The 14,062-nt window shown below is 44.8% G+C and carries 12 protein-coding genes and 2 pseudogenes; 9 read left to right on the forward strand and 5 right to left on the reverse strand.

Annotation, left to right across the window (positions count from 1 at the left end):
* Positions 1–797: 797 nt before the first annotated feature.
* On the reverse strand, positions 798–1,073 hold the full coding sequence (locus AB5Y86_RS07530; RefSeq protein WP_052815731.1) for a hypothetical protein: 276 nt from the start codon (positions 1,071–1,073) through the stop codon (positions 798–800).
* A gap of 414 nt (positions 1,074–1,487) precedes the next feature.
* Between AB5Y86_RS07530 and AB5Y86_RS07535 the strand changes: the two genes are divergently transcribed.
* Positions 1,488–3,398: a hypothetical protein gene (locus AB5Y86_RS07535; RefSeq protein ID WP_257701322.1), complete on the forward strand. Its 1,911-nt coding sequence runs from the start codon at positions 1,488–1,490 to the stop codon at positions 3,396–3,398.
* Between the two features lie 426 nt (positions 3,399–3,824).
* Here the strand turns inward: AB5Y86_RS07535 and AB5Y86_RS07540 are convergent, their stop codons facing one another.
* Positions 3,825–4,202, reverse strand: coding sequence for a hypothetical protein (locus AB5Y86_RS07540; protein WP_144716192.1), 378 nt, complete (start codon positions 4,200–4,202; stop codon positions 3,825–3,827).
* Positions 4,203–4,420: 218 nt separating this feature from the next.
* Here AB5Y86_RS07540 and AB5Y86_RS07545 point away from each other — a divergent pair, with 218 nt between their 5' ends.
* The 6 genes and pseudogenes from AB5Y86_RS07545 to AB5Y86_RS07570 all read left to right on the forward strand — a co-directional run.
* A complete protein-coding gene (locus AB5Y86_RS07545; RefSeq protein WP_040096571.1) occupies positions 4,421–4,828 on the forward strand; it encodes an H-NS family nucleoid-associated regulatory protein in 408 nt (135 codons plus the stop codon).
* A gap of 140 nt (positions 4,829–4,968) precedes the next feature.
* Positions 4,969–5,268, forward strand: a complete 300-nt coding sequence (locus tag AB5Y86_RS07550) for a hypothetical protein (RefSeq protein ID WP_247824040.1) — start codon at positions 4,969–4,971, stop codon at positions 5,266–5,268.
* A gap of 433 nt (positions 5,269–5,701) precedes the next feature.
* The gene (locus AB5Y86_RS07555) at positions 5,702–6,118 is read left to right on the forward strand and encodes a hypothetical protein (RefSeq protein ID WP_139474405.1); all 417 of its coding nucleotides are present in this window, start codon (positions 5,702–5,704) and stop codon (positions 6,116–6,118) included.
* An 89-nt stretch (positions 6,119–6,207) separates the two neighbouring features.
* Positions 6,208–7,464, forward strand: coding sequence for a relaxase/mobilization nuclease domain-containing protein (locus AB5Y86_RS07560; protein ID WP_247824041.1), 1,257 nt, complete (start codon positions 6,208–6,210; stop codon positions 7,462–7,464).
* 22 nt (positions 7,465–7,486) lie between these two features.
* Positions 7,487–8,197 carry a hypothetical protein gene (locus AB5Y86_RS07565; RefSeq protein WP_247824042.1) on the forward strand — a complete coding sequence of 237 codons (711 nt, stop codon included), beginning with the start codon at positions 7,487–7,489 and terminating at the stop codon, positions 8,195–8,197.
* 151 nt (positions 8,198–8,348) lie between these two features.
* A pseudogene (locus AB5Y86_RS07570) lies at positions 8,349–8,525 on the forward strand (IS5/IS1182 family transposase); the annotation flags it as partial.
* A gap of 208 nt (positions 8,526–8,733) precedes the next feature.
* On the opposite strand, the gene AB5Y86_RS07575 reads toward AB5Y86_RS07570, so the two are convergent.
* The 3 genes and pseudogenes from AB5Y86_RS07575 to AB5Y86_RS07585 form a co-directional block, all read right to left on the reverse strand.
* Complete coding sequence (locus AB5Y86_RS07575) at positions 8,734–9,624, reverse strand: MBL fold metallo-hydrolase (protein ID WP_307773674.1); 891 nt, start codon at positions 9,622–9,624, stop codon at positions 8,734–8,736.
* 229 nt (positions 9,625–9,853) lie between these two features.
* Positions 9,854–10,069 (reverse strand): helix-turn-helix domain-containing protein, encoded by a 216-nt coding sequence (locus AB5Y86_RS07580; RefSeq protein ID WP_345774167.1) that lies wholly within the window; start codon positions 10,067–10,069, stop codon positions 9,854–9,856.
* Positions 10,062–11,211 (reverse strand): annotated as a pseudogene (locus AB5Y86_RS07585) (IS3 family transposase). Before AB5Y86_RS07585 ends, AB5Y86_RS07580 begins: the two are co-directional and overlap by 8 nt.
* Before the next feature lie 298 nt (positions 11,212–11,509).
* Here AB5Y86_RS07585 and vapB point away from each other — a divergent pair.
* Together vapB and AB5Y86_RS07595 are read left to right on the forward strand one after the other, a co-directional pair.
* Positions 11,510–11,737, forward strand: coding sequence for a type II toxin-antitoxin system VapB family antitoxin (gene vapB / locus AB5Y86_RS07590; protein WP_098968699.1), 228 nt, complete (start codon positions 11,510–11,512; stop codon positions 11,735–11,737).
* A gap of 811 nt (positions 11,738–12,548) precedes the next feature.
* Positions 12,549–13,907, forward strand: coding sequence for a VapE domain-containing protein (locus AB5Y86_RS07595; RefSeq protein WP_075114264.1), 1,359 nt, complete (start codon positions 12,549–12,551; stop codon positions 13,905–13,907).
* Positions 13,908–14,062: the final 155 nt, after the last annotated feature.

The raw sequence follows: 14,062 nt of genomic DNA on the forward strand, positions 1-14,062 counted from the left end.
CAACGGGTTCTCTGGTGCAGATCACCCCGTTGTCAGCCGACAATCGAGCTTGTTAGGGCGGGATTTCCATTTCACGATACCTGTAGCAGTTCCGAGCAACGGGTTCTCTGGTGCAGATCACCTCGTTGTCAGCCGACAATCGAGCTTGTTAGGGCGGGATTTCCATTTCACGATACCTGTAGCAGTTCGGGCCAGCGGATGCTCTGGTGCAGATCACCCAGTTGTCAGCCGACAATCACTGTTTGCCAGGGTCAAAATTCCATTTCACGATACCTGTAGCAGTTCCGGCCAGCGGATGCTCTGGTGCAGATCACCCCGTTGTCAGCCGACAATCGAGCTTGTTAGGGCGGAATTTCCATTTCACGATACCTGTAGCAGTTCGGGCCAGCGGATGCTCTGGTGCAGATCACCCCGTTGTCAGCTGACAATCGCCATCACTGGATGGGCTGGTTTCCATTTCACGATACCGATAATGCGAATTTGCTGGAAAGTGCTGACATCCGGCAGTAAATGAGCGACGTAATCTTGTCATTGAACACCCCAGGTCATGGTGGCGACTGTACCACCTAAAATGGTGTCCGGGATGATTAGACCACTACAAGGGCAAGGTTAAGCCTCTCGTCAACATTTAGCCCTTTTAGCCTATAGGTTTTCGGCACCCGCCAACGTAGTCGCAGTTGGCCAGGGTCAGAGTTCTATTTCACAATACCGATAATCTGATCCCTTGCTGCCACTGAGGTGAAGATCGACTCGTTGTCAGCTGACAATTGCTACGGTGTGCAGAGATGGATTTCTAGTTAAACGGCAAACGAGATCTGAGATCCGTTTGGCATTTCAACATTGAGCTGTAGTTTTCCCCCAGCAGCCTCGACCCAGCGTTTAAGATCCATCAGTGTAACGTCCTGTACTGATGGTGTTTGATCGCAAATCATGGGTTCGGTGCCAGCCTGGGTCAGCATTTCACGCAGTTGGGTGAGATGAATCTCCAGTCGCATTTGCTCTGCTTTTTCCCTGGCCTGAGTGACAACGTCGGGCATTTCTGTGGTCAATATTTCGTCAAGCGTGCGTGCCATGGCTACCTCAAAAGAACTTTCGATGGACTGGGTCCTGACAAAGTCATTTTGCGCTGAACGTAAGTGGCTAAGTTCCGAGCAATATGAATATGATCAGTATCACTTGTGTGGGCTGAGGTGTCTATGCACGGGCTCCAATGGAGCTTTTTTTGTGTTTGCTGCGGCTATGCCGCTAGCAGCTGTACCAGTAGTTGTGGGCTATGCATAAAACCGATAATTCGCTGCTTGATGGCGTGGGTCTGGGATTGTATGGCTACAGCGCTCCTGTTTTGCGAGCTCTATCTGACTATGGGTCAAATTTACTCTACTGCAAATGAGGTATGTGGCTGTTATTAATTACCAAATCCTATTGTGAGTTGCCTAGATACTTGGTATAGCATGACGTATTCACTAGGGTCTCTATGGGGTTGTTAAATGAACAATGTGAAAGATACCGAAGCCGAAAAGGAATGCGTAGATGGTCATGGCGCATTAATTCGAAGCGAAACATCTCTTCTATACAGTGAAAATATAAAGTTACAAGGTTCACAGGGGCATGGGTTTGCAGCAGAAAAAATAAATGACTTGGCTGACCATTTATTGATGAGGGATGCTCAGATTGTCGGTGATGATAACATGAAGGATGGGCCAGATCGGTTGGTTAATGGCACCTATTATCAAACTAAATACTACCAAACTCCCAGCGCAACGGTAAGTGCTGCTATCGAAAATAAACATTGGCGGTACAGAAATCCTGATGGGAAGCCAATGTCGATTGAAGTACCAAGTGATCAATACGATAAAGCCAAATTACTGCTTAATGAGCGAATTTTGAATGGTGAGATTGAGGGGATTCCTCCTGGCTATGATGCGGATAGTTTGATTAAAAAAGGCCACTTCAGCTATGAACAGGCCAAGAAGGTCGTGAAATTCGGCACATTGGAAAGTCTTGCCTTCGACTCGGTGAATGGAATTATTACTTCCAGTTCAACGATGGGTATATCGGCCACCATGGCGTTTGCCAAAGAAATATGGGATGGCAAAGATTACAAGGCGGCATTAAGTTCAGCCATTGACGTCAGTTTAAGCGTCGGCGCAGATACCTATGTGAATTCACTGCTTGTGTCCCAGTTACAAAAGGCTGGAGCTGATAAATTATTTAAAGCTGGTGCAAATGCGATCACCAAGCAACTTGGTTCTGAACTGTCAGCCAAACTAATTAATTCAGTCAGTGGCAGTAGCCTGAGCGGTGCGGCCGCCAAAAATGCTGCCAGTAAGTACCTCCGAGGGACTGCTCTTGGTATTGCGGTCGGCGTGGGTTGGTCATCTAGAAAGCATTTCTCAGACCTGTTCAATGACCGTATATCTGGTGGTCAATTCAGCAAAAAAATAATCACTTCAGCGGGCGAGGCTGTGGGTGGGACGGCTGGTTTTATGTCTGGTGCCTCTACTGGAGCATCATTAGGAAGCGTTATTCCAGTAGTTGGGACGGTAATAGGCGGCGTACTTGGCGGGGTTGTTGGCTCTAGCCTAGGTAGCGGCATTATGCGCTTCCTCGTTTCTGGTGCTATCGACGGAATTGTCGATGATGATTCCCTTGCGCTTAGGCACTACATTCATGATGCTTTCACAGAAATCTGTGATGAGCATGGTCTAACTGATAATGAGGCAGATCTTGTTTTTAAAAAATTCACTGAGTTAGATCAGAATATTGTGATCAAAGACCTCTATAAACGTCAGAAACAAAGTGAACGAGCGGCTATAAACTACGTCTATGAAATAATGCGGGTTAAAGTATTACAGCTGATACAGCAACGTGCTTTTATCCAAGATCCAATTTCTTTCGAACCCTCCGAATTGCCCACTTTGAATAATGAGCAGCCCTTATTAGTTAGCGGCAGCAAGGCTGTAGAAGAAAAAAACTATAATCAGCCCAAAAAAATCATCGACTTTGATGACATATTCTACCCCTATGTTGAATATCTCAGTGAAGGTAAGAGAATTGTCCATGGTATGGACCTCATCGGTACAAAACAAGGAGAAAAGATGGGTGACAAAACCGGTTACTATAACTGTCAGATGCTTTTTGATACCACTTTGTTCAAGAGTGGTAGCTCAGGTTTTGCTGTGCTAGATAATGGTCTTATCTCATATGGACATGCAGGAAGCGATACTGAGGTTTGCTTCCAAGAAATTAAAAAGATAGAGCTCTCCTCTGCAAACTATGTTGATGTAACAATTAACACAGGAGAGGTAATAAGCATGAAGTTTATTCATTCCGAATACCGGAGCAAAATGAAGGTTGTTGTCGATTGTGTTCAGCAATACATCGAGCAGCTTAAATAATGAAACGGACTAAGTGTGTGCTCTAATTGAGCTCAATCTTGCCGAGAGCCTAACTATATAGGACTTCCCGGTAATACCGTGGAAAATCATAGTGTCACTACGGTTGGCCTCAAGTGAGAGTCATTGCTTGGGGCTACCTTGTGGTTCAACATCTCTTTCGGTGCGTATTCCGGCGAAGTGGCACAGCCATTCTGGCCAACGTAAACGCCTTGCTCCTTATCGCACTCACCTCATCCCATTTCTAACATTACCGGGGAACGGGTTCGAGATGAGCTGCTGATACAGACCGTTGTCAGCTGACAATGACTGATGTTGGTCTGCTGAGTTTGATTTCATTTCACCGCAAATGCACTGTTCGAGACCTAGAGGATCTCGATTGTCGTGCCACAACAGCATCATACGAGGGATGATTAGATCGTGGTAGTATTACAGCAGTGTCTCTCGGCAAGCCAGATAATACGTGCTCCACAACTCGCTAGCGGGTCGTCCATGCATCTTGATGCCGATATCTAGCAACAACAGCTCCCACTGCCGTGTATCGCGAAAAGCCATTTCACGAGCCTGTTCGATGCTATGGGCAGAATAGGCACGGAGCAATTTGTCTGATGTCGTCGAAAACAACCTTTCAAAAAAAGCTAGATCTTTTGCAGCCATAACCTGTGAGCGCAGTGTTGTTAGATACATAGTGTCCATTTCTGAATACCGAACTGCATCATCAATAAATTCATCACAAACCTCATATGCAATCTCATGGGATCTCCCATGAGTACTGAGGGCAACGATTAGTAGAATGAGTTGAGTCATCACAAGATCTCTGCTGTCAGTATGAATAAACCAGTCTAGCAGTAACTAATGGAACCTGTGGGGTCTTAACTCAAGTTAGATCGATGTTGAGCGGTTACGCATAACCTCACTATGTGGCTATATAAAAATCAATTATTTTGATGATAAATATTGGCACCAAACTTCAGCTAGGTGATAATGCTAGGCGATAAACAAATAACTTTTTAGGCGTGATATCCATGAACGATTTTATCAAAACACTGTTGAACATTCGTAGTCTCCGGGCCGCTCTGCGTGAACTACCATTCGAACAACTGATCGAGATTAAGACAAAAATTGATGAGGTGTTTGCAGAGCGTGAAGCTGCTGAGCTTCGATATCAGGAAGAAAACGCCGAACGTCTGCGTAAGCTGGCAGAGTTCAGCGAGATGTTGAAAAACGCAGGGATTGACCCCAGCGAACTGGTTGGCAGTGCAGCTCCGTCGAAAGCTGAAGGAAAGGAAAAGGCCAAGCGTGCGCCGCGTCCCGCAAAGTACAAGTATCACGAAGATGGCCAGGAAAAAACCTGGACTGGCCAGGGCCGTATGCCGAAAGCCATCGCTGAGGGCGTTGCTAGCGGAAAGTCCTTAGAGGATTATCTGATCTAATCCACAATTATAGTGGTATTGAAAGCAGCCGTAAGGCTGCTTTTTTATTCATTCGACTATAATAAATTTTGTTTAGGGTGGCATGAGACATTTTTTTTCATGCTATCCGTCCATTACTCTACATGTATAGCGAGTTTTCGATGAAAATAATGACCACAAAAGAGGTTGAGGTTATAGCTGATATTCAGTGTGACGTATGCCATAAAAGCACAACCCCACATATGAACCCAAATTTGTATAATCCTCAGTTTGGAGCCCTGACTGCAAAATGGGGTTATGGTTCGAAACATGATGGTACGGCATATGAGGTGCATCTATGTGAGGAGTGCTTTTTTACTGTGCTGAGTCAGATAAAAAATATGCGTAGAAATGATCATGCGGGTTATGTTGATGATCAATCATTTGGTAGGCTTTTATCTCATAGCCCTGAGCTTATATGACATCATTGGTTCGACCAGTTCTAGAAAAGGTATGTCTGTCATAGGATGAGGGCATGCCTTTTTATATAACTTTAATCAGCCTATGTCATAGTTTTAATTTCACGGAAGAAAATTAAATTCACCATGTATGTCTAGTTAATTTCATATTTTAAATATTAACTTTCGCCAATGCCATTGATAACCTTAGTCGTTAAATTAATAATTTAGCTCAAAAAATTGTTGATATTATATTTAGTGTTTGCAATACTATAATTAGAGTGAGAATTAAATATCACCGAATAATTTAGCTCATTTCTGAATGTGACTTCGTATAAATTTATTGTATATTTTTTGAAAAAACGCTAAACCAGCTATGTTTTAATGTCTATTAAATAGGTTGGTTTGAAAAATAAAACGCATAACACTACTAATAATTATTATAAAGGTGCACGCAATGAACATAAAACCACGCTCAGGTAGACCCCAAAAATCAGCTGGCGAAAAACGCAGCTTAATACTCCGAATCTCATTTAATGAAGCTGAGCAACGTGTTTTAACTAAGCATAGTAAAACCTATGGCATTCCCAAAAAGTCTAGCCTGATTCGGTTTTTGGCTCTCAGGGAACCAGACAGTAATATCTCACCAGATTTTTCATATGATGATCGTGTGAGATTGCTCGAGGGGGTATACAATATATCATCGAATTTAAATCAAATCATTTTGTTGATTAGACAAGCTGAGGTCGGTAGTGACGTTTATAAATTTATTACTGACAGTAGTGATAACTCTCCAGTGATGCAGGCTTTCTCATCTATAAATTCTCTGTTTATAGGAATTGAAAAAGCTCTGATTGGAGTAAAGTTGAAATGAATTTTGAAAAACACAGGTTCGGCCAAAACTTCCAGTACAGACTGTCTTATATTTACCGAGCTATACATATTGGTAGGAAACGAAAATCCATGCCATCACAGGTTTATCATCTCGGTGGTGGTGTAATTAATAGACCAAATATTACATTGAATGAAAGAGGTGAGGTCTCTGATTATGACATCGGGCCACTACTCATGGAGTTGAATATGCAGGCATCATTGTATGCAGGCACAGGAAACCAACTATGTGCACATTATTCACTATCATTAAGCCCCGATGAATCATTAACGCCATATCAATGTCTAGTTGCAGCTAGGCTGCTAATGATTGAACTGGGATATGGTAGCGATACTCGATGGACATCTGTTATACACCGCGATACAAGGTCTCTACATGTACATGTTGTGGCATGTAGAGTAAAACTAGACAGAACCTTAGTTGATGATAGTAATGACTACGCTCGTGGAGTTGACGCTGCTCGAAAAATTGAAATGGAATTGGGATTGTCGATCTGTAAAAGCCCTGAAAAAAATTTCGGTCATGAGTATAGCATAGTAAATATTAAAAATGGCCGTGGTAGAGGGAGCTTTCATGCTATGCATGATCCCGCTTGTATTATCAGGGATGCAATGGACGTGGTTTTTAAAAAACAGCCGAACAACATGACTGAATTTGTCACTGGGTTGCGTGAGCATAATGTAATGGTCAGGGTGAGGAGAGCAGATAATTACGAGCCAAAAGGTATTTGTTATAGTATAGACGGTAAGAAATGGATATCAGGCTCTAAGGTTAAGAGATTGCGGGCTACCTGGTCTAAGCTGCTCGACCAGGGCATTGAATATTCACCTCGGCGAGATGATTTAAATTTGCAATTAGGTGAATCAAATCAATTAATCGAGCTTAAGGTTATACTATTTACTGCATGGATTCGTTGCACTAAAAAACAATATGCCAAGATTAAAAGAACAGTGCAGTCATTTGTGGATAAAAAAACATATGGTTCATCGTCATTCTTTTTCCGGCTTCTAAGATTGGATTTTGTTTTGCTATCAATCGAAGAACCATCGGATAGTTTTATATCAAATGCACGAGCACTGTTGGAAGGCGTTTTGGCTACAATTTTTAGGAAAGGGCTGGAGAGCGTTCATGTAGGATCAAACGCATTGATTCCTGATGGATATGTCCAGGATATCAACTCAGAAAAAGATACTATTGATAAGCCAAACATGTTTTTCTTAGACAGAGACAAACTAAAAAATGAAATTTTGACTAACAATGAATGGATTGCTGATTGGTATGGGGATCCCATATCACACGAACAAACCAAAGAAAAAAACATAAAATAACAATAATAATGAGAGGTGTGGCATGGCTAACATGAGGTTGAATGCAAATCTTAGAACAGTATCATTTAGCAAAACCGTGAGTGTACTGGAAGAGCTGGAGCTCAGTTCAGGTAAATGTGTTCGTAGGTATAGGGCTGTAAATGTTCACCTAGGTACAGTTGATGTGAATTCTGATTTTTCCCTTATAAAAGAGTTAACCGAGGCTGACGTAAAAAATGCAAGGCTTTGGGTCCAAGAGCAGCAACGACTGGTCCAGTATGCTTACATGGAAAATCAGAAAAAAGGACTAATTGGCGGGTGTCCTGTTATCAAACGTAATAAGAGCGACGATGATAAGTATCGAGATCATTATGGGTATATTCCAGATTGCAGGGTTGGTGAATTTATTGGTGTAATCATCAATCAAATCCCACTGTCGTCACCCATACAATCTGTTGAGTCTAACAACTCGTTATATGAAAATATTATTGAGTTGAGAAATAAAGGTCGTTTGTCTGACGTGTTTAAGGATATTTTTAATGCGCTAATTAAAATTCATAAAATAAATCCTTTCACAAAGAATGAATGGTTTTCTCTTTTCTTGGGGGAAAAAGATTGTTTTTACTTGATTACAGCGGCTTCTGGTTATAAACAAAGCATTTTTGAAAAAATGCTTCCACTTAATCATAGAGCAACAATATTGTCGCAGATAAATAAGGCTCTGAAAAATCGAGTTACCAGCAAAACGTGTTGATAGAGGCTGATCCAGGCTTTTACCTGCGGTAATGAAATCACGATAGATATGGGGTTCTATCTAATCTTGCTAGGTATTTATTGGCATTGGTTTGTCGTGTTTTCATTTCACTGGTAAAATGTATGGCCCGTTCTCATTATATTATAGATGATCGGGTTATCAACATCGCTCGCTGGCAGAGACAGCAATGTGTCGGTTCAAGCAGTTGATGGCGGGGAAAATCAGTCTGCGGAAATACAGCGATCAGGTAGGGGAAATGATGGCGTATGAGAGCGCGATAAACAAACTGAACAGCCTTGGTCTGCCTGTCGGAAAGCCCCAAATGTAGCGACCATTTGGGGCTGGGGACGGCAGATTTGGGAAGCAACGGCCTCACCTCCTTGAAGGCGAGCACAGCAACATGTATTGCGGACACAGATTAGCCCTAACTGACAGAGACTTGCAGGGTGGGTTATTCAATAACCCACCCCTTAACCGAGCAACGATGCCTTTGCTGAACATCAAAAGCCGTTTCATGCCGCTTTATGTAATTGACATCAGAACGCCAGTGACACTCCGTCTTCCGGGATATCAACGCGGCTCTCGATACCATGCTTCTTGACGTAGGCCCGTAGTTCATCACGGGTCAAGGACATGTGATTAACTGCGTCCATGTGCACCGCAACAATTTTTGCATTCTTCGCAGCCAGTGATGCGCGAAGCACGTCTTCCTCACCCATGATGATTGCGCCTTCGTACCCAGTCATTTTTGCTTTTCCGGCATTGAGCACGATGACTTCAGGGTCATATGTCTCAATGGCCTGGTCTACCTCTTTACGCCAGATGGTGTCACCGGCCAAATAGAGGGTCTTATAGCCTTTCGCTTGAAAAATGACGCCCATGGCTTCACCAAGCAGTTTTGCGGGAACGGGATCGGCATACATTTTGTCTGTGCCATGTTGACCACCAGTCTTGGAAATTTGAACGCCACCAAATTCAGCTTCGTCAGTCAGTACGCGAACGTTCTTGAAACCCTGAGCGCGGATCAGCTGTGCATCAGCCTCATGCTGCGCAAACAGCGGAATGTTTTTAGGCAATGCTCTTTGTGCTGCATCGTCCCAGTGGTCAAGGTGGGTATGAGTAACGATGACCGCATCCACTCCTGAGATGATGTTCTCTGCCGACTCGGGTAACTCCACAAGCGGATTGCGGAGGTTGCTGCGATAGGTACCTTCAAACCCAGGGTAAGCGCCCTTTTTAGCCAGCATAGGATCGATCAAGAAGGTAGTGCCTGCGTAAGTGATTTTCACTGTCGCATTACGAACCTGTTGCATTTCAACTTTATGAGTTGAAGTGGAAGCCTGAGTGTCGCTTTCTCCTGCAAACGCCGGGGCGGTGACTGCACCAAAAGCGATAGAGAGTACCAAAGGAAGTGCGTTGAATTTCATGTGATTGGTCCTGTTGATGTTTCGAGGAGGTGATTTTTGCTCAATCTCCATGCGCTAAAAAGTGGCCTAAATGACAACTTTCGATAGGATTGGGCCATCGATGTTCAACCACTGGCTTAATTAGCACTTTACTTAGCGGCTCTTAATGCTCATCGCTTGTGTCGTCGTGAGAGATTTCGGTGGAGGGCTCAAAAAGAGCATTCAGGACTTGCAACGAATTCCATGTCCGTCACCATTGTAATGGTGACTCATTTGACGTGGCATCATCCGGCAAAGAGTACCCCCACTTACCCATTGCCTCAAGAACTCGCAGGCCCTCACCAAGCGGTGTTAGTTCATACACGACCCTTGGAGGTGTCTCAGCATACGCTGTGCGTGTGACGATGCCATGCAGCTCGAACCTTTTGAGTCGGTGCGTTTGAATCGCCCCTGGTTTTCTAGACACTTTGTTGCTGAAAAATAAACTGCCTTTCAAACTCTACCGGCGACAGCCCATCATTGGAACCATGGCGCCTGATTGGGTTGTAAAATATCTCGATATAATCAAACACATCGCTGCGGGCTTCGTCTCTTGTCGCGTAAATCCTGCGCTTGATCCGCTCCCGTTTGAGCAACTGGAAGAAGCTCTCGGCGACCGCGTTGTCGTGACAGTTGCCACGTCGGCTCATGCTGCAACTCAGGTTGTGGGTCTTCAGAAAGTCCTGCCATTCACCACCGGTAAACTGGCTGCTCTGATCCGAATGCACCATTACCGGCTGCTTGGGCTTGCGTCGCCAGACGGCCATCAATAACGCATCAACCGCCAAGTCTGCCGTCATGCGTGACTTCATCGCCCAACCGACGTCTGGCGAGAGAACAGGTCGAGCACCACCGCCAGGTACAACCACCCTTCTTGAGTGCGGATGTAGGTAATGTCAGTCACCCGGGATATGTTGGGAGCTGGCATCTTAAACTGACGTGCCAGCGTGTTTGGGGCAACCTGTGGGCTTTTGCCTCCTCCATAATGCCCCTTGCGGCGTTGATAGCCCGTTTGCGAACGCAGCCCTTCCCGCCTCATTAATTTGGCCATACGGTGCTTGCCGCAGGCTTCCCCTGCGTCACGAAGGTCGCGATGGATTTTGCGATAACCGTAGACAGCACCACTTTCCAGCCAGGATTGCTTGACCAATCCGGTCAGTCGTTCGTCCTCCTGATGGCGTGGCGATGTGGGCTGTTTCAGCCACGCGTAAAAGCCACTTCGGTGAACCCCCAGGGTCTGGCACAGGGTAACGACGCTGTAGCGGTCGAGTCGGGAGGTTATGAATGCGTACCTTTCCTTGACTCGCTGGCAAAGTACGCGGCCTCCTTTAGGATATTGAGCTCCTCGGTGACCTGGCGCAGTTCGGCTTTCAGGCGGCGTATCTCGGCTTGCAAAGCAGACTCTTCGAGCTGCTGGTCAGCAGGCTTACCGTACTGCTTGAGCCAGGCATACAGACTGTGGCCGGATACCCCGAGGGCTCGTGCAACGTCAACCACCGGCCGTCCGCGCTCGGTGATTTGTTTAACGGCTTCGATTTTGAATGTTTCTGGATAACGCTGACGGGTCATAACACCTCCAATAGTTGCCTCATTTTAAGGCTGTGAGGTGTCTAGGGAACTGGGGGCGATTCAGTAGCACTATTGGGATCAGTTATTTAGGAAAGCCGCAAATCACAGGGGACAGAAAAAGCGGCAGCTCTAGAGCGTCCGGGGTTGGATGTGGGATGGCGAACATGGCGGCTCACTGGTTGCTGTTTTTATATACAGTATAGCCGTATTGCATAACGTGTGCATCCGGTGTCAGTTGACATACCGGGCCCATTAGCTATGTTCGGTTCACATGGTATCTGGCTTCATAGGACGCGTGATGGAATCAACAGTTTTTAAGTGTGGTCGTGGCCAGGGGGTTTACCTGCCCGAGGCCGTGGCCCTGCCAGATGAGGTCACGCATGTTGAGATCGTAGTGGTTGGTCGTACTCGCATAATCACACCTGTAGGTGAGTCCTGGGATAGGTGGTTTGATGAGCCTGGTATGAGCGCCGACGTCATGGCCGAACGTGAGCAGCCAACTGCCCAGGAGCGAGAGAAACTCTGAGGTCCAGCAGTGTAACTGAGTTGCATAGCTGAGAGGGATTGTTTTTATATATATAGATAAAGCGTATCCCTCTCACCTGAAAAGGTGAATAGCTATGGCTATCATTCTCGCGTAGCGAGGATTGTTCATAGATCTGTCGGTACTCGCCCCCCAGGCAGGATAGCTCAGTAGCCATTTTTTCTAGGTTGCACCACTGGTCGTGGTGCATGTGATCCAGTTCTGTATCTACAATGCTGGCGATTGGTCTCTCCTCTGTAGTGGTTTCAGCCGCTGCAATTTTGGACAGTATGCGACATGCCGAGAACTGCTCTAGCTGTGCGGCCATAACTACTGCGACGTTCGGAAATTTATCGATAACCTGGTAGTTTAAATAGCCATGTTTCGTCACTAGGAATTAGTGTTTATATATATTTGTTGTAATTCTAGGTGCAATTATTAGGCTTAATAAATAAATTGCACAAAATGTCAGTTTATTTTTTTTCGTCCTATTGATCTTTGATGGAAATAGTCATATCTTCATCGGCACATAGACTGGTTGGCCTATGTAGATATAACGTAATCTACTGGTTTTGTTGAAATGTTATCTCTGAACTCCTGTGCACTATACTCATATGGTCGTTACAAGTGACATTGTACACGAAGCACAGTTTAAGCATGTCTGGTCTCATTGGAATAAACTAAAGGTAAAGCATCTTTTGATATTTCACGCGTGATTTATAACAGGCTAATTTTGGTTATAATTAAAATGAAATCCAAGTGGTAATGCATAGTATATATAAAAATCAGGCCTATAAGGCCGAGGATAATAACAATGAAGCAAAGCAATGAAAAAATATTTGGGTGTGAACTCTTGACGTACGACCAGCAAGATCAGAAAAATAATGAGCAGCAGGAAAAAAATGTAGTTTTCGCGAAAGTCATGGACAACAGCAAGCAATTGACGTTGCCGGACCTTTTGCCAAATAGCCGACCGATGAGGACTAGCCGTAATCTGCATGCTATTATTTTACACAAAAACTGGATCCCGCGTTTCAACCAGATGACGGCTGAACCAGAGGTCGCTAATTCTGATAATCAGCGCCTAGGTCTCTCTGATGCAGGTCAGCGATCTGCGCTGGTTGATGCCTGCCAGCATGCACATCTGTCAGACAGGGCAATTGATGATCATTTGACAGCGATTTGTGAACAGCATAGTTATCATCCTGTACGTAGTTGGCTGGAGGACGGGATGCCGTGGGATGGTCAATTACGAGTGGATAAGGTGATAGCCACCCTAGGTGCGGTCAACCCAGGTTATGCCGCTCAGGTAATAAATCCATGGTTGATTGGATGTGTTGCTGCATTATATGAACCCAATTGGATATCAAAATTGGTTCCGGTCCTCGCGGGTGGCCAATCATTCAAAAAATCTGCATGGATACGCCATATTGCCACTGTGGTACCTGGGTCAACACTGGATTGCTCCATCAATCCCGATGTGCCTGATGATGTGAGACGCGCAGTTTCCGCGTGGGTGGTAGAATTGGCCGAACTTGAGAGTACCACCAGGCATGAGGCTGGCAGCCTGAAAGCGTTTTTAACGAGAGATCATGACCGTTTTCGAGTGCCGTATGGGCGTAATTTCACTGTTAAGCGGCGTCAAACTAGTTTTATTGGCACGGTTAACGGCACTGGTTTCCTGAAAGATGCTACTGGGAGTTCGCGGTTTGCGGTGATCGAGTTGGCGTCACCAGCAAATATGGATGTTCTTAATGAAATTCTTGGTTGGAGTTGGGATGAGGGGCGAGTGCGTCACACCGAACCCGAGAAATTACGTCAGTTTTGGTTGGAGGTAAAGGCAAAATATGATGATGGGGGCTCTTGGTATCTGGATGAAACGACAGTCATTCAAGCTGCGTCTGTAAACGATGCTCACACTGATAAGGGGGCTTGGTACGATATTATTTGCCATAATTATCTGTCAGGGGAATATAATGATACTAAATGGGTTGTTGCGAGTGAATTGTGCAAGCTACATGGAGAGAAGGTCAATATGGCAACATCTTGTGGTAAGGCACTCAGGATGCTTGCGAGCGAGGGGAAAATAAAGAGCAAGAAAGGCCGATCTAATCAAACTCTATACTGTTTGCCAGTGATTGGAACAAATAGGATAGATAAAGTAATAAAGTAATAAAGTAATAAAGTAAAAAAACACCCGCCACTGAGTCGGGTGTTTTTATCAAAAGATGCGACTAATGGTTAATGTATTATATTCTGGTTAAGTGAGCATTATGATGTTGCTAACCATCCGTAAGCCACATTATTACTGATTGAGTGATAGTTATG

The sequence above is a fragment of the Aeromonas sp. s8 genome (assembly GCF_040907785.1).
GTDB lineage: Bacteria > Pseudomonadota > Gammaproteobacteria > Enterobacterales > Aeromonadaceae > Aeromonas > Aeromonas veronii.